The following is a 23,390-nucleotide window of genomic DNA, read 5'->3' as shown; positions in this document are numbered from 1 at the left end:
GAAGCGAAGGGAATCGCGTGGGCCCCAACGCCCCGACCGACCGGATGCACGAGAAGGCGGACCCATGGACTCGGTGATCGCGTCCGAACGCCCGCCTGAGGAGTCGGAGCCGGGTTCCCCGCGCGACTTCCGGAGCTTCATGTTCATCTGGGTGGCGCAGCTCGTCGCCCGGCTCGGCAACGGGCTCACCGCCTTCGGCCTGGCCGTCTGGGTCTACCAGGACTCAGGGCTGAGCACCTCGGTGGCGCTGGTGACCATGGCCGCCTTCCTGCCAGGAGTGCTCCTGGCCCCGCTCGGGGGCGTGCTCGCCGACCGGTTCGACCGGCGGTTGCTCATGATCCTCGGCGACACGCTCTCGGCGGCGGGACTGGTCCTGCTGCTCGTGGCCTTCCAGACCGGGCAGGCCAACGTGGCCGTCGTCTGCGTGTGCGTCGCGTTCAGCTCGGTCTTCACCTCAGTGATGGACCCCGCCTACCGCGCGACCATCTCAGACCTCTTGAGCCCCAAGCAGTACGCGCGGGCCAGCGGACTCGTGCAGTTCGCCGCCGCCTCCCAGTTCCTGGTCTCCCCCGCGCTCGCGGGGATGCTCATGAGCTGGTCGGGCATCACGCTCATCCTCTACATCGACATCGGCACGATGGCCGTCACGACCGTCTGCATGGTGGTCGTCTGGCGGACGATCGCGACCAGGCCGCGGGCGGCGCAGCAAGGGTTTTGGGCCGACTTCCGCTACGGCGTGCGCGTCCTGGCGGGCAACCGCGGCATCACCGTGCTCATGCTCCTGGTCACCGTCGTGACCTTCTGCATGGGCTTCCTCCAGACCCTGCTGACCCCCATGCTCATCGACCTGTCGAACGAGGAGGTGCTCGGCGTCGTCCGGTCGGTCGCGGCCGTCGGGATGGTCGTGTCGAGCCTGCTCATCGGCGTGTTCAACATGGGCGGGAGGCACCTGCGGTACATCGCCTGGGCCCTGGCCGCGAGCGGAGTGACCGTGCTGCTCATGGGGTCCACGGTCAACGTGCTCCTCATCGGCGTCTTCGCCTTCTTCTTCTTCATGACCCTCCCGCCGCTCAACACCAGCGTCGAGGTGCTGGCGCGCTCCTCGATCCCCAACGAGGCGCAGGGCAAGGTGTGGGGCCTGATGGGCCTGATCTCGCAGCTGGGCTACATCGTCGCCTACGGCGTCTCCGGCGTCCTGGCCGACTACGTCTTCAACCCGCTGCTGGTGCCGGACGGCGCCCTCGCCGACAGCGTCGGCGCGGTGATCCACACCGGGCCCTCCAGGGGCATCGGGCTGATGCTCATCCTCATCGGCGTGCTGCTGGTCGGCATGGCCGTGCTCATGCCCCGCGTCAAGAGCATCCGATCCATCGAGGACCAATTCATCCGAACCATGGAAACAAAGGAGTAACACCATGTGGATTTTCATATTCATCGGCGCGGGACTACTGACGGCGGGCGCGCAACTCGCTATACAGGGATTCACGGCCGACTACGAACAGGTGATGAAGACGCTGCTGCTGCACCAGTTCGTAGTGCCGCACGGATTGATCGCCGTGTTCGGGTTCGTCATCAACGTGATCCATCCCGAGAAGACCGCGGAGAAACTGGGCTGGCCGAGCGGGCCCTTCCAGATCAAATACGGTTTCGCCCAACTGGGTCTGGGTGTGATGGGCGTCCTGTCCATCTGGTTCCAGGGCAACTTCTGGGTCGGCACACTGGTCACGCTGTACATCTACGGCCTCAGCGGACTCTGGACGCACACCATGGAGTTGCGACGCAAGCGCAAAGAGGAGGGGCGGACCGACCGCGGTGAACTGATCGCCATCATCATGGACGTTGTCTACCACGTCGTTCTCACTTGGATGTCCTTGCAGATTCCAGGAGTTTGGAGCCTCTCTTGAAGCCAAGGGACTCTATAAGCACCCGATATATTCTCAACGACCTGATCAAGAACAAGGGCGTCAACCTGGCGCTCCTGGTGATCCTGGTCCTCAGCGCCTTCCTCATGGCCACCGGCTCGATGGTCATGGAGCGCCTGGTCGGCTCGGTGAACCAGCTCTTCGACGAGGCCAAGCCGCCGCACTTCCTCCAGATGCACAAGGGCGAGTACGACCAGGCGGCGCTCGACCGGTTCGCCGCCGAGCACCCCGAGATCGACGCGTGGGTCGTCGAGGAGATGCTCGGCTTCGACAGCGCGGCCCTCGCCTGGGAGCGGCCCTCGACCGGCGAGAACGGCGACCTCGCCGACAGCCTCATCGACAACCTGTTCGTCACCCAGAACCCCGATTTCGACTTCCTCATCGACCAGGACGGGGAGATCCCCCGGCCCTCGGCCGGCGAGGCCTATGTGCCGGTGGCCTACGAGCAGCGCTTCGAGCTCGCCATCGGCGACGAGCTGCGCGTCAAGACCGCCGAGGGCTTCCAGGAGCTGACGATCGCGGGCTTCGTGCGCGACTCGCAGATGGCCTCCTCGCTGTCCTCGGCGACCCGGTTCCTCGTGTCCGAAGCGGACTTCGAGGCGTTGTCGGAGGCCGGCGGCGGCGCGCCGGAGATCATCGTCGAGTACCGCCTGACCGACGCCTCGCTGGTGTCGGACTTCCAGCGCGCGTACGAGTCCGACGAGGCCCTGCCGAAGAACGGCCAGGCGGTCACCTACCAGATGATCCGCGTGATCAACGCCTTCAGCGACGGCCTCGTGGCGATGGCGCTGATGTTCGTCAGCCTCCTGCTCATCGCCATCTCACTGCTGAACGCGCGCTTCGTGATCCGCGGGACCCTCGAGGACGAGGTGCGCGAGATCGGGGCGATGAAGGCGATCGGCCTGCCGAACAAGTCGATCTCGGGCCTGTACCTGTCGAAGTACCGGGCCATGACCTTCCTCGCTTGCGTCGCCGGCGGCCTGCTCGCGATCGTCGCGACGAACCTGCTGACGCGCACCGTCCAGGTGAACTACGCCGAAGCGCCCCTGGGCCTGTCGACGTTCCTGGTGCCGGTGCTCGCCCTCGCGCTCGTCTACGTGTTCGTCGTGGGCATCTGCCGCCGGGTCTTCAAGAAGATCCGCAAGATCCAGGTCGTCAACGCCCTGGTCCACGGCAGCACCCTCGACGACAGGCAGACCGCGCGGCGCGCCAAGCGGCAGGCGAAGCGGGTGCGGCGCACCAGCCTCGCCGCGTTCCGCGGCACCAACGTCAACCGGCGCCTGGCCTGGCTGGACCTGCGGGCCGAGAGCGCGCAGTGGATCCTGATCCCCGTCGTGTTCTTCCTCGCCTCGGTGCTCATGACGCTGCCGATGAACCTGCTCAGCACCTTCGAGAGCCCCAAGTTCGTCACCTACCTCGGGGCGCAGGAGAGCGACGTGCGCGTCGACCTCCAGTTCTCCGAGGACGTGGACACCGTCCGCGAGGACGTGCTCGCCGCGATGCGGCAGGACGAGCGGCTGACGGCGGTGCGCACCTACGCCAACGTGCTGTACGAGGCCGAGGGCGAGGACGGCTGGGAGATCTTCCGCGTCGAGGTGGGCGACTACTCCGACGGGTCGGTCGCGTTCACCGAGGGCGGGCGGCCCGAGTCCGGGCAGATCGCCGTCTCGGTCCTCAACGCCGACAAGTACGAGCTGTCCCCCGGGGACGACTTCACGATCCGGCTCGACGGGGCGTCGACCACGCTCACCGTCTCCGGCGTCTACCAGGACGTCACCAGCGGCGGGTACACCGCCAAGATGGAGGGCGAGGTGACCGCCGGCGCGGCCGCCTACGTCTTCTACGCCGACAGCGCCGAGGGCGAGGACCCGGCGGCGATCGCGGCCGACTACGGCGACGAGTTCCCGTCGGCGGCCTCGATCCCGATGCGGGAGTATGTGACGCAGACGCTCTCGTACGTGACCGACGCGTTCCGCAGCGCCGCGGTCCTGTCGTTCGTGTTCGGGATCGGCGTCGCGGCGCTCATCACCAGCCTGTTCCTGAAGCTGCGGCTGACGAGCGACCGCCAGAAGATGGGGATGCTCTCGGCCGTGGGCTTCTCGACGAGCGAGATCATCGCGCAGGTGCGGGGCAAGACCCTGTTCGCGGTGGCCGTCGGGACCGTGCTCGGCCCGGTGTTCGCGGCCACGGGCGGGGAGAGCGTCGTCGGCTCCTTCATCGCCTTGGCGGGCCTGGGGATCGCCGACCTCGCGTTCATCCCGAACCCGCTGCTCGTCTACCTGGTCTACCCGCTGGCCCTGATCAGCGCCGGATACCTCACCGCTCTGGCCCTCACCGCGAGGCTTCGCGGCGCGGACAAGAGCGCTTGGCTCAGAGGATGAATGGAGTACCACCGATGCCACAGACCGATCAAGTGACGCTGGAGTGCGAGAGCCTCACCAAGACGTACTACTCCACCGATCCGCCGACGCAGGTCCTCAACGGGATAGACCTGGCCGTGAAGCGCGGCGAGTTCCTCGTCGTCATGGGCGCCTCGGGCTCGGGCAAGTCCAGCCTGCTGTACAGCATCAGCGGCATGGACCGCCCCACCGGCGGGAACGTCACGCTGGAGGGGCGCGAGCTGACGTCCATGAAGGACCCGGAGGTGAGCCGGGTCCGGTTGACCAGCATGGGGTTCATCTTCCAGCAGGCGTACTTCCTGAGCAACCTCAACATCCAGGACAACATCCTGCTGCCCGCGCTCAAGGCCACTCCGAAGGACAAGGCCGGCGTGGTCGCCCGGGTGGACGCGCTCATGGAGCGGTTCGGGATCGAGCACGTCAAGCGCCACGGCATCACCCAGGTCTCCGGCGGGCAGCTCCAGCGCGCCTCGATCTGCCGGGCCCTGGCGGGCGAGCCGACCATCCTGTTCGCCGACGAGCCCACGGGCGCGTTGAACAGCAGCATGACCGCCGAGGTGATGGACGCCCTCTCGGATGTGCACAGTGGAGGCACCACGCTCGTGATGGTCACCCACGACCCCGCGTGCGCCGCGCGCGCCGACCGGATCGTCTACCTCAAGGACGGCCTGCTGGTCGACTCCCGCGAGCTGGGCGCATGGACCAAAGAGGACGCGAAGCGGCGCGAGGACGAGGTGTTCGCATGGCTGAGCGAGAAGGGCTTCTAAGCCCCTTACGGCAAAAGGCTTCTCAGAGACAGACAGGAGTGACCATGACCGAGACCGAGTTCAAGAAGGCACTGGCCGAGTTCACCGACAAGACCGCCGAGGAACTGGCCATGGGCGACGACCTCGCCGAAGTGGGCGTCGACTCGATCGCCGTGTACGAGTTCATGATGACCATCGAGGACGTGATCGGCGAGGGCGTCGAGGTCGACGACTCCGTCGCCAGCGTCCAGGACCTCTTCGAGCGCGTCCAGGACGCGGCCGAGCACCAGAACGCCTAGGCGCGCCCCAGCCGCCGGCATCGGACGGCGGGCCACCACCGGGTGGCCCGCCGCTCCCTCAATACTTCAACCTCTTCGATCACTCCACTTTCGACAGCCCCGCTGTCTACGACTCCGCTTCCGACGACCCGGCCATTGCGCCGGGCCGTCGGGCGACCCCTCAGCATCTGCGAACCAACGGAGAACCCCATGGAAAAAGCAGTCATCACCGGAATGGGCGCGATCACGCCCATCGGCAACGACCTCGCCGCGTTCGAGGAGCACCTCTTCGCCGGCCGCCACGGCATCGTGCCCATCGACCGCTTCGACACCGAGGACATGGCCGCGAAGGTCTACGCCCCCGTCAAAGACCTCGACACCGAGGCCCACCTCTCGGCCCGGGAGCTGCGGCGGCTCGACAAGTTCACCCTCTACGGGCTCATCGCGGCCAAGGAGGCCGCCGCGCAGTCCGGCATCCTCGGCGCGGTCGACCCCTACCGGCTCGGCGTCAACATGTCCACCGGGCTCGGCGGCATCGGCACCGTCCTCCACGAGTACGACGCCCTGCTCGACAAGGGGCCGCGGCGCGTCTCGCCCATGCTCATCCCCAAATGGGCCCCGAACATGATGGCCGGGGTCATCGCGATCGAGACCGGCGCCCGCGGGCCGTCGATCGCTCACACCGCCGCGTGCGCCTCCAGCTCGGTCAGCATCGGCGAGGCCCTGCGCGCGATCCGGCACGGCTACGTCGACGCCGTGATCTGCGGCGGCGGCGAGGCGGCCACCCAGAAGCTCGTCACCGCCGGCTTCCAGAGCCTGCGCGCCATGTCCACCTCGGCCGACCCCGACCGCGCGAGCATCCCCTTCGACCGCGAGCGCTCCGGCTTCGTCATGGGCGAGGGCGGCGGCGCGCTCGTCCTCGAAAGCGAATCGCACGCCAGGGCCCGCGGCGCCCGGATCCTCGCCGAGGTCTCCGGCTACGGGCTCACCAGCGACGCCTCGCACATCACCGCCCCGGCCGAGGACGGCGAGGCCATCGACCGCGCGATCACCGACGCCCTCGCCGAGGCGGGCGAGCGGGACGAGACGGTCTACGTCAACGCGCACGGCACCGGCACCGTGAAGAACGACCAGGTCGAGGCCGCCGCGATCGCGCGAGTGTTCGGCGGGAAGGCCCTGGTCTCCTCGACCAAGTCGATGACCGGTCACCTCCTCGGCGCGGCCGGGGCGGTCGAGGCGATCGCGGCGGTGCTCTCGCTGCACCGCGAGGCCGTGCCGCCGACGGCGGGCACGCGGCTGCTCGACGAGGACGTCCAGATCGACGTGGTGTGCGGCGGCTCCCGCCCGGCGCGGCTCTCGCGCGCGGTGTCGCTGTCGCTCGGCTTCGGCGGCCACAACGCCTGCCTGGTGTTCGACCGCCGCGACGCATGATCGACCTGGCGATCGCCCGCGCGGACCTGCTGGACGGGCTCGCGTTCCAGCGGCTCCGCGCGCGGGTGCCGGTCGAGCGCCGCCGCAAGAGCGACGGCTACCACCGACGCCAGGACCGGTACGCGAGCGTGGTCGCGTTCTCGCTGCTCCAGCACCTGTGGCGGCTGCGCTCGACGCGGCCGATGCCGCAGGTGGTGCCCGGCGAGTTCGGCAAGCCCCGGTTCGCCGGCGAGGACGGGTGGCACTTCAACCTCTCGCACGACGGCGCGGTGTGCGTGTGCGTGCTCGCGCCGGTGCCGGTCGGGGTGGACGTGCAGTCGCGCGTGCCCTTCAGCGCCGGGCTGTTCGAGCGCATGGCCGCCCCGGGCGAGCGGCGCCTGCGCGAGCGGCTCCGCCGCGCCGACGACCTCAGTCCGCTGTGGACGCGCAAGGAGGCAATCGTGAAGCGTACCGGCCGCGGCCTGTCGACCCCCCTCGAAGGCGTCGACACGCTCGCGGCGCCCGACGTGCTCACCCTCTCCTGCGACGACCGGGGCTTTCGGATCAGCGTCAGCGCCGAAGGGCTCAGCGAGGCCGACCTGCTGCCGCGCCTGCGCATCGACTGGGTCGGGCCGGGCCCCGACCCGGGCACGTGGACGCGCGCGCCCCGGCGCGAGGACCTGCGCCAGATCCCCCGCCACCTCGCTTGACGCCCCCGGTGTCGGCCCCCGGTCGTAGACTGGCCCGCACACGCGAGAGGCGGGAGGCCGAGGTGGCGACGCAGGCAGAGGAGGTCCTGGCGGAGCTGGCCGCGCTCGAGGACCCGAAGATCCGCGAGGTCAACGAGAAGCACGGCGACGACCACGGCGTGAACCTCACGAAGTTGCGGGCGGTCGCCAAGCGGCTCAAGACGCAGCACGACCTCGCGCGCGAACTGTGGGCCAGCGACGACAGCGCCGCTCGCCTCCTGGCGCTCCTCATCTGCCGCCCGAAGGCCTTCGAACGGGACGAACTGGACGCCATGCTCCGCGAGGCGCGCACCCCCAAGGTCCACGACTGGCTCGTGAACTACGTCGTCAAGAAGCACCCCGCCGCCGAGGAGCTGCGCCTGGCCTGGACCGACGACCCCGACCCGGTCGTCGCCGGCGCCGGGTGGGCGCTGACGGTCGAGCGGGTCGCGAAGCGGCCCGAGGGGCTCGACCTCGCGGGCCTGCTCGACGTCGTCGAGGCCGAGATGAAGGACGCGCCCGAGCGCTTGCAGTGGGCGATGAACCACTGCCTGGCGCAGATCGGGATCGACCACCCCGGGCACCGCGCCCGCGCCGTCGCGATCGGCGAGCGCCTCGAAGTGCTCAAGGACTACCCGACCTCGCCGGGCTGCACCTCCCCGTACGCGCCGGTCTGGATCGAGGAGCTGGTGCGCCGCAACGAAGGCCGGTAGGCCGGCGGCCCCCGCGGCACCGTCCGATACCACGGCCGGTCATCACGATCCGGTATCGGATCGGTTGCGGGTGGTGTCGGCGACGCGGCCCCTCTCGCGGCCCGCGCTGTCCGCTGAGCGCGAACAAAATGAACTTCCCTGCGCGCGTAGCGAACAGACCCCCAGCGTAGAGCGGCGGACTCAATAGACGATCGAAACTTGTGAGCGCCGAGTTTGGCGGTGAGCCCTTCGGAACGGATAGTGTGAGTGCCAAGTCGGCGTGATCGTTTTCCCGGGGGGTCGTTTGCTAGTTCTGCTTGCCTGCTACGCCTCCGTGGCGATGGTCGCCCCCGCCCTCGTGCGGTGGCTCGGACCGAAGGCGCTGTACGCGGTTGCCGTCCTCCCGGCGGCGACCTTCGCGTGGGCGCTGTCGCACGCCGGGGCGATGCGCTCGGGCGGCGCGGTGAGCGAGTCGTACCCGTGGGTGCCGCAGCTCGGCCAGGAGCTGTCCTTCCGCATGACCACCTTCCCGTGGGTGATGGTCCTCCTCGTCAGCGGCATCGGCGCCCTGGTGCTGATCTACAGCGCCCACTACTTCTCCGAGGGCGAGATCGGCCTGGGCCGCTTCGCCGCGGTGTTCGTGGGCTTCGCGGGCGCCATGTTCGGCCTGGTCGTCTCCGACGACCTCCTCCTGCTCTACGTCTTCTGGGAGCTGACCTCGGTCTTCTCCTACCTCCTGATCGGGCACGACCCCGCCAAGCGGGCGAGCCGGTGGGCCGCGATGCAGGCGCTGCTGGTGACCACCTTCGGCGGCCTGGCGATGCTCGTGGGCTTCATCATGCTCGGCGAGCACGCGGGCACCTACCGCATCTCGGAGGTGATCGACCAGGTCCCCGGCGGCGCCTACCTCGTCGTGGCGCTGGTGATGATCCTGCTCGGCGCCCTGTCGAAGTCGGCGGTGTTCCCGTTCAGCTTCTGGCTGCCGAACGCGATGGCCGCCCCCACCCCCGTCAGCGCCTACCTCCACGCCGCGGCCATGGTCAAAGCCGGCGTGTTCCTCATCGGGATGCTCACCCCCGTGTTCGCCTCGGACCTGCCGTGGCAGCAGGTCATCTGGGTGTGCGGCTCCATCACCTTCCTCTTCGGAGGGTGGACGGCGCTGCGCCAGACCGACCTGAAGCTCATGCTCGCGTACGGGACGATCAGCCAACTGGGCATGATCAGCATCGTCCTCGGCAGCGGGTTCCGCACCGCCGCGCTCGCCGGGGCCGCCCTCCTCGCCGGGCACGCCCTGTTCAAAGCCTCGCTGTTCCTGGTCGTCGGCATCGTCGACAAGTCGACCGGGACCCGCGAGATCTACTCGCTGAGCGGGCTCGGCGCCCGCAGGCCCGCGCTGGCGGCGGTCGCGATCGTCGCGGTGGCCTCCATGGTCGGCCTGCCGCCGACGCTCGGGTTCGTCGCGAAAGAGGCGATGCTCGAGGCGTTCTGGGACGGCGGGGCCGGGCCGCGCGCGATGCTCATCGTCCTCGTGGCCGGGTCGGCGCTCACCGTCGGCTACGGGATGCGGTTCCTGTGGGGCGCGTTCGCGACCAAGCCCGACTACGACGACAGCCCCGCCGAGCCGGTCGGCTTCGGGTTCCTCGCCTCGCCGGCGCTGCTCGCGCTCGCCGGGCTCGGCGCCGGGCTCCTCGCCGCCGAGGCGGACGGGCTCCTCGCCCCGTACGCCGATCTCTATCCGGCGGGCGAGCACGCCTACCACCTGGCCCTGTGGCACGGGATCACGCCCGCGCTCGGACTGTCGGTCATCGCCCTGTCCACCGGGTTCGCGCTGTATCTGACGACGCGGCGGACCAACGCGTGGAGGGCGGTGAAGCTGCGCCTCACCTCAGGGGTGGTGTACCGGCACGCCCTCGGCGGCCTCGACCGCTCGGCCATCGAGCTGACCGGTCGCACCCAGCGAGGCTCCCTGCCGTTCTACCTCGGCGTCATCCTGGTGACCCTCGTGGTCTTCGCCGGCGGCCTGCTCGTGTTCAACGGGCCCTGGCCGTTCCAGGCGCGGCTGTTCGACACCCCGCTCCAGCTCGCCGCGGGAGGCGTCATCGTCGCCGCGGCGATCACGGCCGCGATCGCGCGGCGGCGGCTCACCGCGATGATCCTCACCGGCGTCTCCGGTTACGGCGTGGCGCTGCTGTTCATCATCCACGGCGCGCCGGACCTGGCGCTCACGCAGTTCCTGGTCGAGACGGTCACCATCGTCATGTTCGTGCTGGTGCTGCGGCGGCTCCCGGCCCGGTTCTCCGAGCGGCCGCTCAAGAAGATCCGGCGGCTTCGCGTCACGATCGGCATCGCGGTCGGCGTGGTCGCCGCCTGCATGTCGTGGGTGGCCGTCAACGGCAGGCAGGCCGAGTCGATCTCGACGCTGTTCCCCGATCTGGCCGTCTCCTACGGCGGCGGGCACAACGTCGTCAACGTGACGCTCGTGGACATCCGCGCGTGGGACACCATGGGCGAGATCGCGGTGCTCTTGGTGGCCGCCACGGGCGTGGCGAGCCTGATCTTCGGGCGCGACAGGGCCATGCACCGCCGCGGCGGCTCGCGGCCGGCGCCGCCGAAGACCGGCGAGCACGTCCGCTGGCTCGCCAGGCCCGAGACCGACGGCACGCACCAGGCGATCATCCTCCAGGTCGTGACCCGCCTGCTGTTCCACACGATCATCCTGTTCTCGATCTACCTGCTGTTCTCCGGGCACAACGACCCCGGCGGCGGCTTCGCCGGCGGGCTCGTGGCCGGGCTCGCGCTCGCCGTCCGCTACCTCGCGGGCGGTCGGGCGGAGCTGAACGCCGCCGCGCCGATCGACGCGGGGCGGCTCCTGGGCACCGGCCTGCTCGTCGCGGTCGGCACCGGCGCGGTCTCGATGCTCCTGGGCGGCACGGTGCTCCAGAGCGCCATCCTCCACTTCGAGCTGCCGCTCATCGGGGACCTGCACTTCGTGACCTCGGCGTTCTTCGACATCGGCGTCTACCTGATCGTGGTGGGCCTGGTGCTCGACATCCTGCGCAGCCTCGGCGCCGAGATCGACCGCCACCGCGAGTCCGGGGACGAGCCCGAAACCCAGCCGACGCTCGCGAAGGAGGCCGCCTGATGCCGAACCTGGTCTACGTCATCGTGATCGGCGTGCTCATCGGCGCGGGCGTGACGCTCCTGCTCGAACGCACCCTCACCCGGGTGCTCATCGGCGTGATCCTCATCGGCAACGGCGTCAACGTGCTCATCCTCAACGGCGGCACCTTCGGGGCCGCGCCGATCGTCGGCGAGAACACGACCGAGGAGATGAGCGACCCCCTGCCGCAAGCGATGATCCTCACCGCCATCGTCATCACCCTCGGGATCACCGCGTTCCTGCTCGCGCTCGCCTACCGCAGCTGGCAGCTGCTGGGCCACGACGAGGTGCAGGACGACGCCGAGGACCGCCGCATCATCGAGCTCGCCGAGCGCGACGAGAGCCACCAGGACGACGAGGCCGACGAGCCGCCGGACCCGGTCTACGACGACACCCCGAGGAAGGCCGACCGATGAGCTTCCTCGTCCCGCTCCCGGTGATCATCCCGCTGCTCGGCGCGGCGCTGACGCTGATGATGGCGCGCCGCGCCGCCGCGCAGCGCGTGGTCAGTCTGACCGCGCTCACCGCCACCCTCGCCGTCTCGATCACCCTGCTGGTCGTGACCGTCAGCAACGGGCCGCAGGTCGTGGCGGTCGGCGGCTGGGCGCCGCCGGTCGGGATCGTCCTCGTGGCCGACAAGCTCGCCGCGCTCATGCTCGTGGTCTCCACGGCGGTGACGCTGTGCGTGCTCGTCTACTCGATCGGGCAGGGCTTCGCCGACGGCGACGGGGAGACGCCGCTGTCGATCTTCCACCCGACGTACCTGGCGCTGACCGCGGGCGTGACGAACGCGTTCCTGTCGGGCGACCTGTTCAACCTCTACGTCGGCTTCGAAGTGCTCCTCGTGGCCTCCTACGTGCTGCTCACCCTCGGCAGCACCGAGAACCGCATCCGCGCCGGCACCACCTACGTCGTGGTCAGCCTCCTGTCCTCGGTGATCTTCCTCAGCGCGCTCGGACTCGTCTACGCCTCCACCGGCACGCTGAACATGGCCCAGCTCGCGGGCCGCTTCGACGAACTGCCCGACAACCTGCGCCTGCTCCTCCAAGGGATGCTGCTGCTCGCGTTCGGCATCAAAGCCGCGGTGTTCCCGCTCGGCGCGTGGCTGCCCGACTCCTACCCGACCGCGCCCGCGCCCGTCACCGCCGTGTTCGCCGGCCTCCTGACCAAAGTCGGCGTGTACGCCATCATCCGCACCGAGACGCTCCTGTTCCCCGACGGGCGCATACGCGACGTGCTCCTGGTGATATCGCTGCTGACGATGGTCATCGGCATCCTCGGCGCCGTCGCCCAGTCCGACATCAAACGGCTCCTGTCGTTCACGCTCATCAGCCACATCGGCTACATGCTCTTCGGCGTCGCCCTGGCCACCGAGGCGGGCCTGTCGGGCGCGATCTTCTACATCGCCCACCACATCACCATCCAGACCACGCTGTTCCTCGCCGCCGGGCTCGTCGAGCGCCGCGGCGGCTCGACCGCCCTGGAAAGACTCGGCGGACTCGGACGGATCGCCCCGTTCCTGTCCATCCTGTTCTTCATCCCCGCGCTCAACCTCGCCGGCATCCCGCCGTTCTCCGGGTTCCTCGGCAAGCTCGGCCTGCTCCAGGCGGGCGTGGACGAATCCGGGGTCCTCGTGTGGGCCGTCGTCGCCGGCGGCGTCGTCACGAGCCTGCTCACCCTGTACGCGATCGGGCGCGTGTGGAACCTCGCGTTCTGGCGCACCCCGCACCCGGAGATGCCGCGCGACGATGACGACGAGGACTCGGTGCTCCTGCCGCGGCTCATGGTCGCCCCCACCTTCGCGCTCGTGGCCTTCAGCATCGCCCTCACCGTGGTGGCCGGGCCGCTGTTCGAGATCACCTCGGAGGCCGCCGCCGACCTGATCTCCCGCACGCCCTACATCGAAGCGGTCTTCCCGGACGGTGCGCCATGAGCCCCTACGAAATCGCCCTGACCAAGAAAGAGCGCGTCCGCAGCCGGATCATCGCCGTCTTCGGCCTCGTCATCGTGTGGAACCTCCTGTGGGGGGAGTTCACGTGGATGAACATCATCACCGGCGCCCTCGTGGCGACGGCGATCCTGGTCGTCTTCCCGCTCCCGCCGGTCAAGTTCGGCGGGCGCGTGCGCCCGCTCTGGGTCATCGCCTTCTTCGCGCGGTTCTTCACCGACCTCGTCGTGGCCAGCTTCCAGGTCGCCGCGCTCGCCTTCAGGCCCGGCCTGCCCAACAGCGCGATCGTCAAAGTCAAGCTCCGGGTCGTCTCCGACCTGAACATGACACTGGTCGCCGAAGCGGTCTCGCTCGTGCCCGGCAGCCTCATCACCGAGGCCGACCGCCAGACCGGCACGCTGTACATCCACATGCTCGGCGTCGAGGACGCCGACCACGTCGAGCGGCTCCGCAAAGAGGTCCTGCTGCTGGAGCGGCGGCTCGTCCGGGCCATCGGCTCGAAGGAGGAGCTGCGGAAGGTGAACGCGCCCGTCCCCGAGGAGACCTCGCCATGATGACCTACGCCGCCGTCGCCGTCACCGTCCTGCTCACCGCCGCCGGCGCGATGGCCCTGGTGCGGATCGTCCGCGGACCCACCACACTCGACCGGATCGTCGCCACCGACGTGCTGCTGGCGATCATCATCACCGGGATCGCCGCCGAGGCGGCCTTCAGCCGCGACCCGACGGCCCTGCCGGTCCTGGTCGTGGTGTCCCTGCTGGGCATCACCGGCTCGGTCGGCGTCGCCAGGTTCATCACCCGGGAGAAGTCATGACGCTCGAAAACGTCCTCGACACGATCGCGGCCGTCTGCATGATCACCGGCGCGCTCCTCAGCCTCGCCGCCGGGGTCGCGCTCCTGCGCTTCCCCGACCTCATGAGCCGGATGCACGCCGCCACCAAACCGCAGGTCCTCGGCCTCCTGCTGATGCTGACCGGCTGCGCCATCCGCATCGGGGCCCTGGTCGACATCACCACGATGGTCCTCATCGCGATCTTCCAACTCGCGACCGCACCCGTCGCCGCCCACATGGTCGGCCGCGCCGTCTACCGCGACGGCCACACCCGCAAGGACCTGCTCATCGTCGACGAACTCGCCCCCGACGCCGACAAGTTCACCGAAGTCTCCCCCGACCAGTCCCGCCAGACCCCGGGCGCGCCCCGATAAAAGGCCGCCGGCCCGGCGCGAACGCCGGGCCGGAGACCACGGGAGCAGGGATCAGGCCTCGGCGCGCTCGACGGGAGCGATACGGCGGGTCCGCCACTTCGCGAGCACGCCGTGCCTCGGCGCGAACAGCCAAGCCGTCAAGAACACCCCGGTGATCACCAGGACGATCAAGCCCCCGGCCGCCAAGTCGTAATAGAACGACAGGTACAGGCCCGCGATCGCCCCGAACGCCGCCACCGCGCACCCGACCGCCACCATCGGGCCCAGCCGGTCGGTCACCAGCCGCGCCGCCGCCGCCGGAGTCACCAGCAGCGCCAGCACCAGGATGTTCCCCACCGCCTGAAGCGCGATCACGATCGCCACCGTCACCATCACGTACAGCGCGATGTCGAGCGCGAGCACCGGCAGCCCCGACGCCCGCGCCGTCTCCCGGTCCAGACTCACCGCGATCAACTGACGCCGCAGAAGGAACGTCGCCGCCACCAGCACCGCCCCGGCCACCGCGACCAGCACCACGTCCTCGTCGCCCAGCGCCAGGATCTGCCCGAACAGGAACGACGCCAGATCCCCCGTATAGGAGTCCTGCGTCGAGACCACCACGATCCCCAGACCGAACGCGGCCGCCCAGAAGATCCCGATCACCGTGTCCTCCTTGAGTCTCCGCGTCTGGCTGATCAGCACGATCGCCAACGCCGTCGCCACGCCCGCCACCGCCCCCGACAACGCCAGGTTCAGATGCAGCACGAACCCGATCGCGACACCCGGGAACACCGCGTGCGCCACCGCGTCCCCGATGAACGCCATCCCGCGCAGCACCACGAACGCCCCCACCGCCACGCACACCACCGCCGACATCACGGCCACCGCGAAGGCCCGCTGCATGAACACGTGCGACCACGGCTCGGCCAGCCACTCGATCACTTCGACTCCGATCCGGCGAGAAGCGCCTTGAGTTCACCCGAGGCCGCGACCCCGAACGCCCGCAGCCACAGGCCCGGGTCGGTCAGATCCCCTGGAGCGCCGTCGGCGACGACGCTGCGGTTGAGCAGGCAGATCCGCGTGCACGTCGCCCGCGCCTGCGCCAGGTCGTGCGTGGTCATGAGGATCGCCGTCCCCGACGCCGCGAGCCGCGCCAGCAGGCCCGTCAGCAGCTCCTGCGTAGGCACGTCCACGCCGGTGAACGGCTCGTCGAGCAGCAGGAGCCCGGGGCGGCGCGCGAGCGCCCGGGCGACGAGCACCCGCTGGCGCTGGCCGCCGGAGAGCTCGCCGACCGGGCGCGCCGCGAGGTCGGTGAGCCCTGCGAGGCCGATCGCCTCGGCGGCGGCCTCGCGGTCGGTGCGGTCGGGACCTCTCAGCCACTTCGTGCCGCTCCGGGCGTTGAGGACCGCGCCGGCGACGGTGATCGGGAAGTCCCAGGTGAACTCGTGCTTCTGCGGGACGTAGCCGGGGCGGCCCGCGCCGCTGGTCACGGTCCCGGCGTCGGGCCGGATGAGGCCGAGGACGGCGCGCAGGAGCGTGGTCTTGCCCGCGCCGTTGGGGCCGATGAGCCCGACGGTCTCGCCGGGGGCGACCGCGAGGTCGACGCCTTCGAGGACCCGCCTGCCGCCGAGGCTCACCGAGAGGCCCTGTATCCGCAGGTCGTCAGCTCGCATCGACGTCCTCCGCAGCGCCGCGCCTCTTGCGGGTCGCGGCCATGATGACGACGCCGACGACGGCGAGGAGGGCGGCGCCCAGGCCCCACAGGAGCCAGCCGGTGCCGGTGGTGGGCAGGAACCCGCCCTTGTCGTCCCCAGCGGACTCGTCATCGCCGGAGCCGCCGCCCGAGCAGGCGTCGTTCGGGTTCGCGGCGTCGCCCACGGCCAGCTGGATCCGCTTGGTGTCGGTGACCGCCTCACCGTCGGCCGTGGTCGCGGCGAACTCGACGGTGAGGCGGTAGATTCCGGCCTCCGAGAAGGTGAAGTTGCCGTGCGCGTGGGTGTTCCGCGGGACGGACACGGTCTGCGGGAGGGACTCGGAGGAGTCGAAGAGGACGTCGGCGCCGCCGAAGGTGCCGGTGAGGAAGAGCGTGAAATCGCCGGGGCCGTCCACGGCCTGAAGATTCCAGTCGACCGCGCCGGGCACGGCGTCGATGACCGAGGCGTCCTGCGTGTTCCAGCCGGGCCAGACGATCCCGGCGTCCTGGACCTGCGGGAGCATGTAGATCTCCTCGCCCGCTTCGCCGAGGAAGCCGTAGTCCCCTTCGGGGATGGGGAACAGCGCGGCGTCCGGGACCCGGAGCACCACGTCTTCGAGGTCGCGCCAGACGGATTCGGAGGCGCGGTCGTCGCGCAGCTGCACCGTCCACTCCCCGTCCACGAAACGGGGGCCCACGTCCACGTGACCGTCGGTGATGACCTCGCACGAGGCCGCGGTCTGGGCCTTGCCCCCTTCGGCGTCCGCACCGGTCGCGAGGGCCGCGGTCTCCTCGCGGGTGGCCGCCTCGGCGATGAGCGAGTAGGTGGTGGTGGCAGTCGCTGCGGCGGTCTGGGCGTGCCCGTTCGGCGCGGAGCCGTGGCCGGGCGCGTCCTGCCTGGCGCGCAGTTCGAGTGTGTACGCACCGGGTTCGTCCACGGCGAGCACCACGAGGGCGGTGGTCCCGGCGGCGAGCTCGAAGGTCGATTCCTCCTTTGTGGATGCCAGCGGCTGCGCGAGCCCGGGGCCGGTGAAGGTGTAGAGCCAGGCCTCGCCGGGGCCTTCGAGCTTGTCGAGCCCCAGAGTGAGGTCGGCGTCGACGCCGGAGGCGTCGAGGGTCGGATAGGTCGTGCCGTCCACGGTTCCGGCCACCCACACGAGGTCGCCCGCGTCGCCGAGGAACGCGAAGTCCTCGCGGTCGGGGACGAGCGCGGGCACGGTCGCCAGTTCCTCAGGGGCCGTGACGTTCAGGCCGGTGCTCCCGGCCTCGAACGCCGCGATCCCCTCGGGTGCTTGGGCTTCGGCGGGGGCCGCCGAGCCGAGCGCGAGGGCCGCGCCGACGGCGGCGGCCGCGAGACTGCGGTACTTCATGAGGTGCCTCCCAGGCAGCGGGCGAGTTCGGCGGCGTTCTGCCGCATCATGTCCACATAGGTTGGTGCGCCTTGGGGCAGTGCGTCCCCGTGCAGGGTGCAGACCCGCACGTCCAGGTCTTCGGCGACCTGGCGCAGCACGCCGGCGCGGGCGTGGAGGTTCGGCTCCACGAACACGGCGCCGACCTCCAGGTCCGCGATGGTCCCGGTCAACTGCTCGACCTGCTTCGCGCTCGGCTCGGCGGCCGGGTTCGGGACCACGAAGCCGGCGATCTGCATCCCGTAGCGGTCGGCGAGGTAGCCGAAGGCGTCGTGGGTGGTGATGAGCTGCCGGTCGGCCTCGGGGATCGTGTCGATCGCGGCGGCGACCTCGGCGTCGAGCGCGTCGAGTTCGGCCAGGTACGCGTCGCGGTTGGCCTCGAAGGCATCGCGGCCCTCGGGGTCGATCTCGATGAGCGCGTTGACGATGACCTCGACGTACGCCTTCGCGTTGCGGACGTTCTGCCACAGGTGCGGGTCGATCTCGCCGTGCACGTGCTTGCCGAGCACGGCCTGCGGGAGCTGGTACAGCTCGGTGCCCGGCTCGCCGAGGAACGCGAACAGCTCGGCGTCGGGGACGACCTCGATCGAGCGCGTGGGCACGTCGATGACCACCTCGGCGGGGTCGAGGTCACCGCGCTCGTCGTCGCGGACCACGAAGGCGCCGGTGTCGAGGTCGGCGGTGAGGTCGGTGTGGCCGTCGTCGAGCACCGTCGCGCCCTCGCGGACCTCGCGCGGGTTGACGCCGACGGCGAACGTGAAGGTGGCCTCGCCCGCCTCGGTGGTGCGGCCTTCGTCGGTGACCGTTGCGGCCGTGGTCAACTCGTACACGCCTGGTTCGGTGAAGGTCCAGTTCACGTGCGTGTGCGCCTGGGGCGGCAGGGTGATCACATCGGACTCGTCGAGCCCGTCGGCGGTGTTCCAGTGGACGTCGGGGGTGCCGAAGGCGTCGGTGAGGAACATGGCGACCGTCCCGGGGCCGGTGAATCCGGTCAGGCGCAGGTCGATCTCGGCCGAGCGGGTCCGGGTCTCGCCCCGCACGCCGAAGCCGAGCCAGACCACGTCGAGCCCGACGTCCTCGACCAGCGGGATGAGCTTGGCGCCGTACGGTTCGGCGTTCTCGGCGAGCGATATGTTCGGGGCGTCCTCGGGCACGTTGGAGTCGAAGAGCTTGATGAGGGCGTGCTCTTCGAGCAGCAGGTGGTTGGTGAAGGCGAGGTCGGCGCGGGCGACGGTGGCCGCGTCGCTCGGGCTGGGCTCGTAGGAGTGCGGGTCGCCGCCGGGCGGGACGATGGTCTCGACCTCGACGCGGTCGCCGCCGACGATCTCGGCCCAGTCCTTGATGATCTCGGTGGTGACGACGACCTGGATGCCGTCGGCGCTGTGCGTTGCGGCGCAACCGGTCGCGGCCAACGTGAGCGACAGTAGGGCGGCGGTTCGGACGGGTCTCATGCTTCGACCGGCTCCTTCTCGGGTTCGGGGTCGGGCCGCGGCTCGCCGCTGCGGGCGGCCGCCTTGCGGCGCTTGCGGGCCCGGAGCTTGAACGTCAGCCACAGGGCGAAGGCGAGGAGCACGGCGACGGCGAGCTGGGTCCACGGCGGGGCCCAGACGGCGGACTCGTCGGTGCGCGTGGGCAGGCGGGAGTCGACGTCGGCGGGGTCGACGGCCTCGGGGCGGACGATGAGGTCCACCTCGACGTGGAGCAGCGGCCAGACGCCTTCGAGTTCGGCGGTGCCCGCGAAGGTGTCGCCGGGGAGGATCTGCGGCAGTTCGGCGATCACGTGTTCGCGCGCGAGCACGTCCCAGGGGCCGCCGACGCGGGCGACCAGTTCGCCTTGGAGGCGCACGTTCCCGCGGTTGGCGACCTCGTAGTCGAAGGTGAGCGAGCCGGGCTTCGCCGGGTTCCACACGTAGTGGTAGGTCGCCTCGTCCGCGTCGGGGGTCAGGTTCGGGTCGAGGTCGCCTGATACTCGCAAGTGGATGCGGGCGCCGACGCGGCGTTCGACCAGCACGTCCTCGCCCTCTTCGGTGAGGGCGGCGACGATCCCGCCGACGTGGTCGCCGGGGGTCGCGTCGGCGGGGACGGTGAGCGCGAACGGCACGTCGAGGCGGGTCTGCGGCTCGACGGTGAGTTCCTGCTCGTTGAAGCCGATCCAGGACCCGACGTCGATCGGGGCGGTGCCGGAGGGCAGGAGGTCGAACGCGCCGGTCTCGGTGGTGTAGGCGTCGGAGGCGTAGAGCCGCAAGGTGATCGGCTCGGTGGAGAAGTTCGAGACGCCGACGAAGTCGATGAGGGTCTCGCCGGGGTCGAGCGCGTAGTCGAAGGCGGCGCGCCCGTCCGGCCCGTCCTGCCCGGAGGGGTTCACGCCCCAGGTGGCCGGGGCGGCCTCGTCCTCTTGGGCGGCGGCGGGACTCGCGCATAGCAGGACCGCGAGGGCCGAGGCGGCGGCGATCAGGGTGGTTCTCACGGGGGGTCTCTCGGGTAGTGGAGGTGGGGCGGCCCCGGGGAGTGCTCGGGGCCGCCCCGCTGTGGGGAGAAAAGGTCTAGCCGACGTCGAAGGTGTAGGTGACCTCAGCGGAGGTCACCGCGCCGTCGACGGCGTGGGTGCCACTGGCCTGGAACGTGAGTGCGTACGTTCCCGGTTCGGTGAACACCCAGGTCGGGTGGTGGTGCGACTCGGTGACGGCGGTGCCGGAGGCGTTGCAGGCCGGGTCGGTGTGGAACCGGACGGCGCCGGTGGTCGCGTCGAAGACCGAGACGTTCCCGCCGGTCGGGGTCGCGGCGTCGACGAGTTCGACCTGGAGGCTCCCGCCGAAGTCGGCCAGGTCGAGTTCCTCGGTGCTCCAGCCGGCCCAGATGAGACCGGCGGTCTCGGTGCGCGGCAGGACCCAGTTGTCGCCGGCGTCGAACTTGCAGGCGTCGGCGCCGGGACGGTTGACGAGGTGTCCGGAGTGGACGTCGAAGAGCACGTCGGCCGGGTCGTAGACGGCGTTTCCGGTCTCGTCGTGGACTTCGATGCCGAGTGCGTTCGCCGTGTCGTCGTAAGTGAAGGCGAGCGCATCGACGTGTCCGGAGCTGATGGTGGTGGCGGCCTGCGCCTGGCCCGCGAAGAGCAGGGCGGCGACGGCGCCGAGCACGGCGCCCGCCTTGATCGCGTTGGTCCGCATGGTCAGCACGCCACGTAGAACCAGTAGTCGACCTCGCCGGTCGAGACGGTCTGGTTCGTGTCCTCGAGCACGCCCTCGGCCTCGACGGTGAGCTTGTACCACCCGCCCGCTTCACCGAAGGCCCAGTTCAGGTGACCGTGGCCGCCGGTGCCGACCTCCCAGGAGCCGGGACCTTCAGCGGAGTCGAAGAGGACGGTCGGGTCGCCGAAGTCGTCCACGGTGTAGAGGTCGACGTCGCCCCAGGCGTCGTGGACGGTGATGGTGAGGGTGTCGTCGACGAACACGCCGTCGGGGACCTCTTCGGTGGCCCAGCCGGCGAACAGGAGCCCTTCGACGTTGGTGTCGGGGAGGATCCAGACGTCATCGCCCTCCTCGCCGAGGAAGTCGTATCCGGCCGGGACGGTGGTCCGGGCGGCCGGGTTGACCCGCAGGGCCGTCGAGCCGGGGTCGCGCTCGACGCCGTTCTCGTCGTCGTGAATGTGGAGGTCGAGCTCGCCGTCCTCGTAGGCGACGCCGAAGACGTCGACGTGGCCTTCGTCGATGATGTCGAACGAGGTCTGCTGAGCGGCGGAGGGGGCGGCGACGGCGAGCACTGCCGCCGCGGCGGCCACGGCGGTGGCGGCGGAGCGTTTCATGAGGGTTCGCAAGGCAGGACTTCCCTTTCGTTGATTCGGTCGTTTCATTGCGTGGGGATCGGGGCTCTCGGGCGGGTCAGATCGCGGTGAACGTGACGAGCGCGGTGTAGGTGCCGGACACGGCGTCGGTGGGCAGGTCCAGGAACAGGTCGGCTTGGAGCACCGCGGTGCCGGTGCCCGCGCCGGTGGCGGCGGAGGCGAGCAGTTGGGAGGTGGCGAGGCCGGGGCCGCCGTCGAGCAGGCCTTCGACCTTCGGGCCGGGGTCGACGCTCTGGCGGTCGCCGCTGGAAGTGAGGCTCGGGAGCCAGGCCAGGTGCGCGCCCGACAGCGAGTGGTCGCCGGATTGGAAGTCGGAGACCTGCGCGGTGGCGTTCCAGCCGGGGTCGGCCGAGCGGGTGTCGGTGACGGTGACCGGCCGCAGTTCGCCGGCGGTGGACCAGCGGGTCGCGTCGGGGCTGAGGGTCGGCGCCGGGAGCGCGACGGTGCGGTCGGCGGGGTCGACGCTGAGCACCAGGCCGCCGGTGTCGGCGTCGAGTTCCGCGGTGATGGTCTGCGTGTTCTCAAGGGCCGGATCGGGATCGGGGTCAGGGCCGGGATCGGGGCCGGGGCCGGGTTCGTCGCCGCCGGGCCATTCGCCGACGACGAAGAGGTAGTCCTGCGGCGCCGAGACCAGTGCGGTGCCGTCGGTCGCCTCGGCTTCGGCCTGCCAGGTGAGGCGGTAGACGCCCGGTTCGGAGAAGAACCAGTTGATGTGCGCGTGGGTGCGCGCCGAGGTCGCGATCGCCTGCGGCAGCGCGGCGGCGGTGTCGATCTTCACCGAGGCGTCGCCGAAGTCGTCCACGGTGAGCATCACGAGGTCACCGGGGCCGCTGAAGCCGGTCAGCTCGAGGTCGATCGCGTCGTTAGTCAAGGTGCCCTTGGGAATCCGGTCGGTGTCCCAGCCGGCGAAGAGCACGCCGGGGCGCTGGGTGTCGGGGAGGTGCCAGCGGGTCTGGCCGGGCGCTCCGACCCTGTCGTAGCCGGGGTTCGCGAACTGGTCCCCCAGCACGATTTCGGAGGCCGTGGTGGCGTGGAAGACCGCGTCGTCCGGTTCGCGGTACACATCGGACTGATCGTGGAGGCGGGTGCCGTCCTTGATCGCCAAGTCCAGGCCGCTCTCGCCGCGGCTCACCGAGAGCACGTCGACATGGCCCTCGTCGAGGACGAGCCGGCCGTCGAGTTCGCCTTCGTCGGGAACCTCGGGTTCGGTCGGCTCGGAGGGCAGTTCGCCGACGTGCCAGCGGTATTCGATCGCCTCCGTGGCGATCGGCGTGCCGTCGGCGAGGGTGCCGGTGGCCTGCCAGGTGAGCGTGTAGGCGCCCGGGGCGGTGAACGCCCAGAAGGCGTGCACGTGCGCGGGGACGCCGACGGGGATCGCGTCGGGCAGGCCGTCGCGGGAGGAGGCGAACAGGCTGGGCTGGCCGAAGTTCTGCACCGTCCACAGGACCACGTCGCCCGGTCCGGCGACGTCGAGGAGGTTGAGCGAGAGGGCGTCGCCCTGCAACTGCCCCTTGGCGAGCGGCTCGGTGCTCCAGCCCGGCCACAGCAGCGCCGGGTCCTGGGTGAGCGGCAGCATCCACATCGGATCGCCGGCCTCGCCGATGAAGCTCCAGGTGTCGCCGCCCGGGATGGCCTGCTCGGCTTCGGGGAGCACCTGGAACAGCACGTCGTCGGGGTCGCGGTACCGCGTCGAGTCGCCGGTGTCGTCCTTGACGCGCAGGTCGAGCCGGTCGCCGTCCATGTAGACCTGCATGGCGTCGGTGTGGCCCACGGAGAGCACGGTGCGGTCGTCGAGGGTCGCGGCCGCGGCCGGTGCGGGCCAGGCCAGTGGCAGCAGCAGCGCCGCGGCGGCGAGCGCCTTGTACGGACGGGCCATGGGGCTTCCTTGTCGGCTCGGGGGCGGGGTGTCCAACCCATGATAACGAAAACCGTTGTCATTATCGAGCCGATCCCGCCCGCCGTCCGAGCCGAGGCCCCTC

22 protein-coding genes are annotated in these 23,390 nt (G+C 70.3%); 14 read left to right on the top strand and 8 right to left on the bottom strand.

Annotation, left to right across the window (positions count from 1 at the left end; translation table 11 throughout):
• The first annotated feature begins 64 nt into the window (after window positions 1-64).
• From IF12_RS0118020 to mnhG, 14 genes are all read left to right on the top strand, one after another.
• Window positions 65-1,411, top strand: a complete 1,347-nt coding sequence (locus tag IF12_RS0118020) for an MFS transporter (protein ID WP_051704559.1) — start codon at window positions 65-67, stop codon at window positions 1,409-1,411.
• A 4-nt stretch (window positions 1,412-1,415) separates the two neighbouring features.
• Window positions 1,416-1,904: a DUF6790 family protein gene (locus tag IF12_RS0118015; RefSeq protein WP_030160862.1), complete on the top strand. Its 489-nt coding sequence runs from the start codon at window positions 1,416-1,418 to the stop codon at window positions 1,902-1,904.
• Window positions 1,901-4,303 (top strand): FtsX-like permease family protein, encoded by a 2,403-nt coding sequence (locus tag IF12_RS0118010; protein ID WP_051704558.1) that lies wholly within the window; start codon window positions 1,901-1,903, stop codon window positions 4,301-4,303. The genes IF12_RS0118015 and IF12_RS0118010 overlap by 4 nt, the downstream gene beginning before the upstream one ends.
• Before the next feature lie 14 nt (window positions 4,304-4,317).
• On the top strand, window positions 4,318-5,088 hold the full coding sequence (locus tag IF12_RS0118005; protein WP_030160859.1) for an ABC transporter ATP-binding protein: 771 nt from the start codon (window positions 4,318-4,320) through the stop codon (window positions 5,086-5,088).
• A 44-nt stretch (window positions 5,089-5,132) separates the two neighbouring features.
• A complete protein-coding gene (locus IF12_RS0118000) occupies window positions 5,133-5,366 on the top strand; it encodes an acyl carrier protein (RefSeq protein ID WP_030160857.1) in 234 nt (77 codons plus the stop codon).
• A 189-nt stretch (window positions 5,367-5,555) separates the two neighbouring features.
• A complete protein-coding gene (locus IF12_RS0117995; protein ID WP_030160855.1) occupies window positions 5,556-6,776 on the top strand; it encodes a beta-ketoacyl synthase in 1,221 nt (406 codons plus the stop codon).
• Window positions 6,773-7,465, top strand: coding sequence for a 4'-phosphopantetheinyl transferase superfamily protein (locus tag IF12_RS24345; protein WP_030160854.1), 693 nt, complete (start codon window positions 6,773-6,775; stop codon window positions 7,463-7,465). The genes IF12_RS0117995 and IF12_RS24345 overlap by 4 nt, the downstream gene beginning before the upstream one ends.
• 62 nt (window positions 7,466-7,527) lie before the next feature.
• On the top strand, window positions 7,528-8,196 hold the full coding sequence (locus IF12_RS0117985) for a DNA alkylation repair protein (protein ID WP_030160852.1): 669 nt from the start codon (window positions 7,528-7,530) through the stop codon (window positions 8,194-8,196).
• A gap of 283 nt (window positions 8,197-8,479) precedes the next feature.
• The gene (locus IF12_RS0117980) at window positions 8,480-11,317 is read left to right on the top strand and encodes a Na+/H+ antiporter subunit A (protein ID WP_030160850.1); all 2,838 of its coding nucleotides are present in this window, start codon (window positions 8,480-8,482) and stop codon (window positions 11,315-11,317) included.
• Complete coding sequence (locus IF12_RS0117975) at window positions 11,317-11,751, top strand: Na(+)/H(+) antiporter subunit C (protein ID WP_051704557.1); 435 nt, start codon at window positions 11,317-11,319, stop codon at window positions 11,749-11,751. Before IF12_RS0117980 ends, IF12_RS0117975 begins: the two co-directional genes overlap by 1 nt.
• The gene (locus tag IF12_RS0117970; protein ID WP_030160846.1) at window positions 11,748-13,268 is read left to right on the top strand and encodes a Na+/H+ antiporter subunit D; all 1,521 of its coding nucleotides are present in this window, start codon (window positions 11,748-11,750) and stop codon (window positions 13,266-13,268) included. The genes IF12_RS0117975 and IF12_RS0117970 overlap by 4 nt, the downstream gene beginning before the upstream one ends.
• Entirely contained in the window at window positions 13,265-13,837 is a 573-nt protein-coding gene (locus tag IF12_RS0117965) for a Na+/H+ antiporter subunit E (RefSeq protein ID WP_030160845.1), read from the top strand. The genes IF12_RS0117970 and IF12_RS0117965 overlap by 4 nt, the downstream gene beginning before the upstream one ends.
• A complete protein-coding gene (locus tag IF12_RS0117960; RefSeq protein ID WP_197034783.1) occupies window positions 13,834-14,097 on the top strand; it encodes a monovalent cation/H+ antiporter complex subunit F in 264 nt (87 codons plus the stop codon). Before IF12_RS0117965 ends, IF12_RS0117960 begins: the two co-directional genes overlap by 4 nt.
• Window positions 14,094-14,489 carry a monovalent cation/H(+) antiporter subunit G gene (mnhG, locus tag IF12_RS0117955; RefSeq protein WP_030160842.1) on the top strand — a complete coding sequence of 132 codons (396 nt, stop codon included), beginning with the start codon at window positions 14,094-14,096 and terminating at the stop codon, window positions 14,487-14,489. Before IF12_RS0117960 ends, mnhG begins: the two co-directional genes overlap by 4 nt.
• Window positions 14,490-14,540: 51 nt before the next feature.
• Here the strand turns inward: mnhG and IF12_RS0117950 are convergent, their stop codons facing one another.
• The 8 genes from IF12_RS0117950 to IF12_RS24340 all read right to left on the bottom strand — a co-directional run bounded on the left by IF12_RS0117950 (window position 14,541) and on the right by IF12_RS24340 (window position 23,287).
• On the bottom strand, window positions 14,541-15,410 hold the full coding sequence (locus tag IF12_RS0117950; RefSeq protein ID WP_030160839.1) for an anchored repeat-type ABC transporter permease subunit: 870 nt from the start codon (window positions 15,408-15,410) through the stop codon (window positions 14,541-14,543).
• Complete coding sequence (locus tag IF12_RS0117945; RefSeq protein ID WP_030160838.1) at window positions 15,407-16,141, bottom strand: anchored repeat-type ABC transporter ATP-binding subunit; 735 nt, start codon at window positions 16,139-16,141, stop codon at window positions 15,407-15,409. The genes IF12_RS0117950 and IF12_RS0117945 overlap by 4 nt, the downstream gene beginning before the upstream one ends.
• Complete coding sequence (locus IF12_RS0117940; RefSeq protein ID WP_051704556.1) at window positions 16,131-17,531, bottom strand: TIGR03773 family transporter-associated surface protein; 1,401 nt, start codon at window positions 17,529-17,531, stop codon at window positions 16,131-16,133. Before IF12_RS0117940 ends, IF12_RS0117945 begins: the two co-directional genes overlap by 11 nt.
• On the bottom strand, window positions 17,528-19,021 hold the full coding sequence (locus IF12_RS0117935; protein WP_030160834.1) for an anchored repeat ABC transporter, substrate-binding protein: 1,494 nt from the start codon (window positions 19,019-19,021) through the stop codon (window positions 17,528-17,530). The genes IF12_RS0117940 and IF12_RS0117935 overlap by 4 nt, the downstream gene beginning before the upstream one ends.
• On the bottom strand, window positions 19,018-20,037 hold the full coding sequence (locus tag IF12_RS0117930; RefSeq protein WP_051704555.1) for a WxL protein peptidoglycan domain-containing protein: 1,020 nt from the start codon (window positions 20,035-20,037) through the stop codon (window positions 19,018-19,020). Before IF12_RS0117930 ends, IF12_RS0117935 begins: the two co-directional genes overlap by 4 nt.
• Before the next feature lie 76 nt (window positions 20,038-20,113).
• Window positions 20,114-20,737, bottom strand: coding sequence for a choice-of-anchor M domain-containing protein (locus IF12_RS0117925; protein ID WP_133884063.1), 624 nt, complete (start codon window positions 20,735-20,737; stop codon window positions 20,114-20,116).
• Between the two features lie 2 nt (window positions 20,738-20,739).
• On the bottom strand, window positions 20,740-21,372 hold the full coding sequence (locus tag IF12_RS0117920) for a choice-of-anchor M domain-containing protein (RefSeq protein WP_035749528.1): 633 nt from the start codon (window positions 21,370-21,372) through the stop codon (window positions 20,740-20,742).
• 76 nt (window positions 21,373-21,448) lie between these two features.
• On the bottom strand, window positions 21,449-23,287 hold the full coding sequence (locus tag IF12_RS24340; RefSeq protein WP_051704554.1) for a choice-of-anchor M domain-containing protein: 1,839 nt from the start codon (window positions 23,285-23,287) through the stop codon (window positions 21,449-21,451).
• Window positions 23,288-23,390: the final 103 nt, after the last annotated feature.

Source organism: Glycomyces sp. NRRL B-16210, assembly GCF_000719515.1.
Classification (GTDB): domain Bacteria; phylum Actinomycetota; class Actinomycetes; order Mycobacteriales; family Micromonosporaceae; genus Glycomyces.
This window is presented reverse-complemented; position numbering and strand designations above follow the sequence as displayed.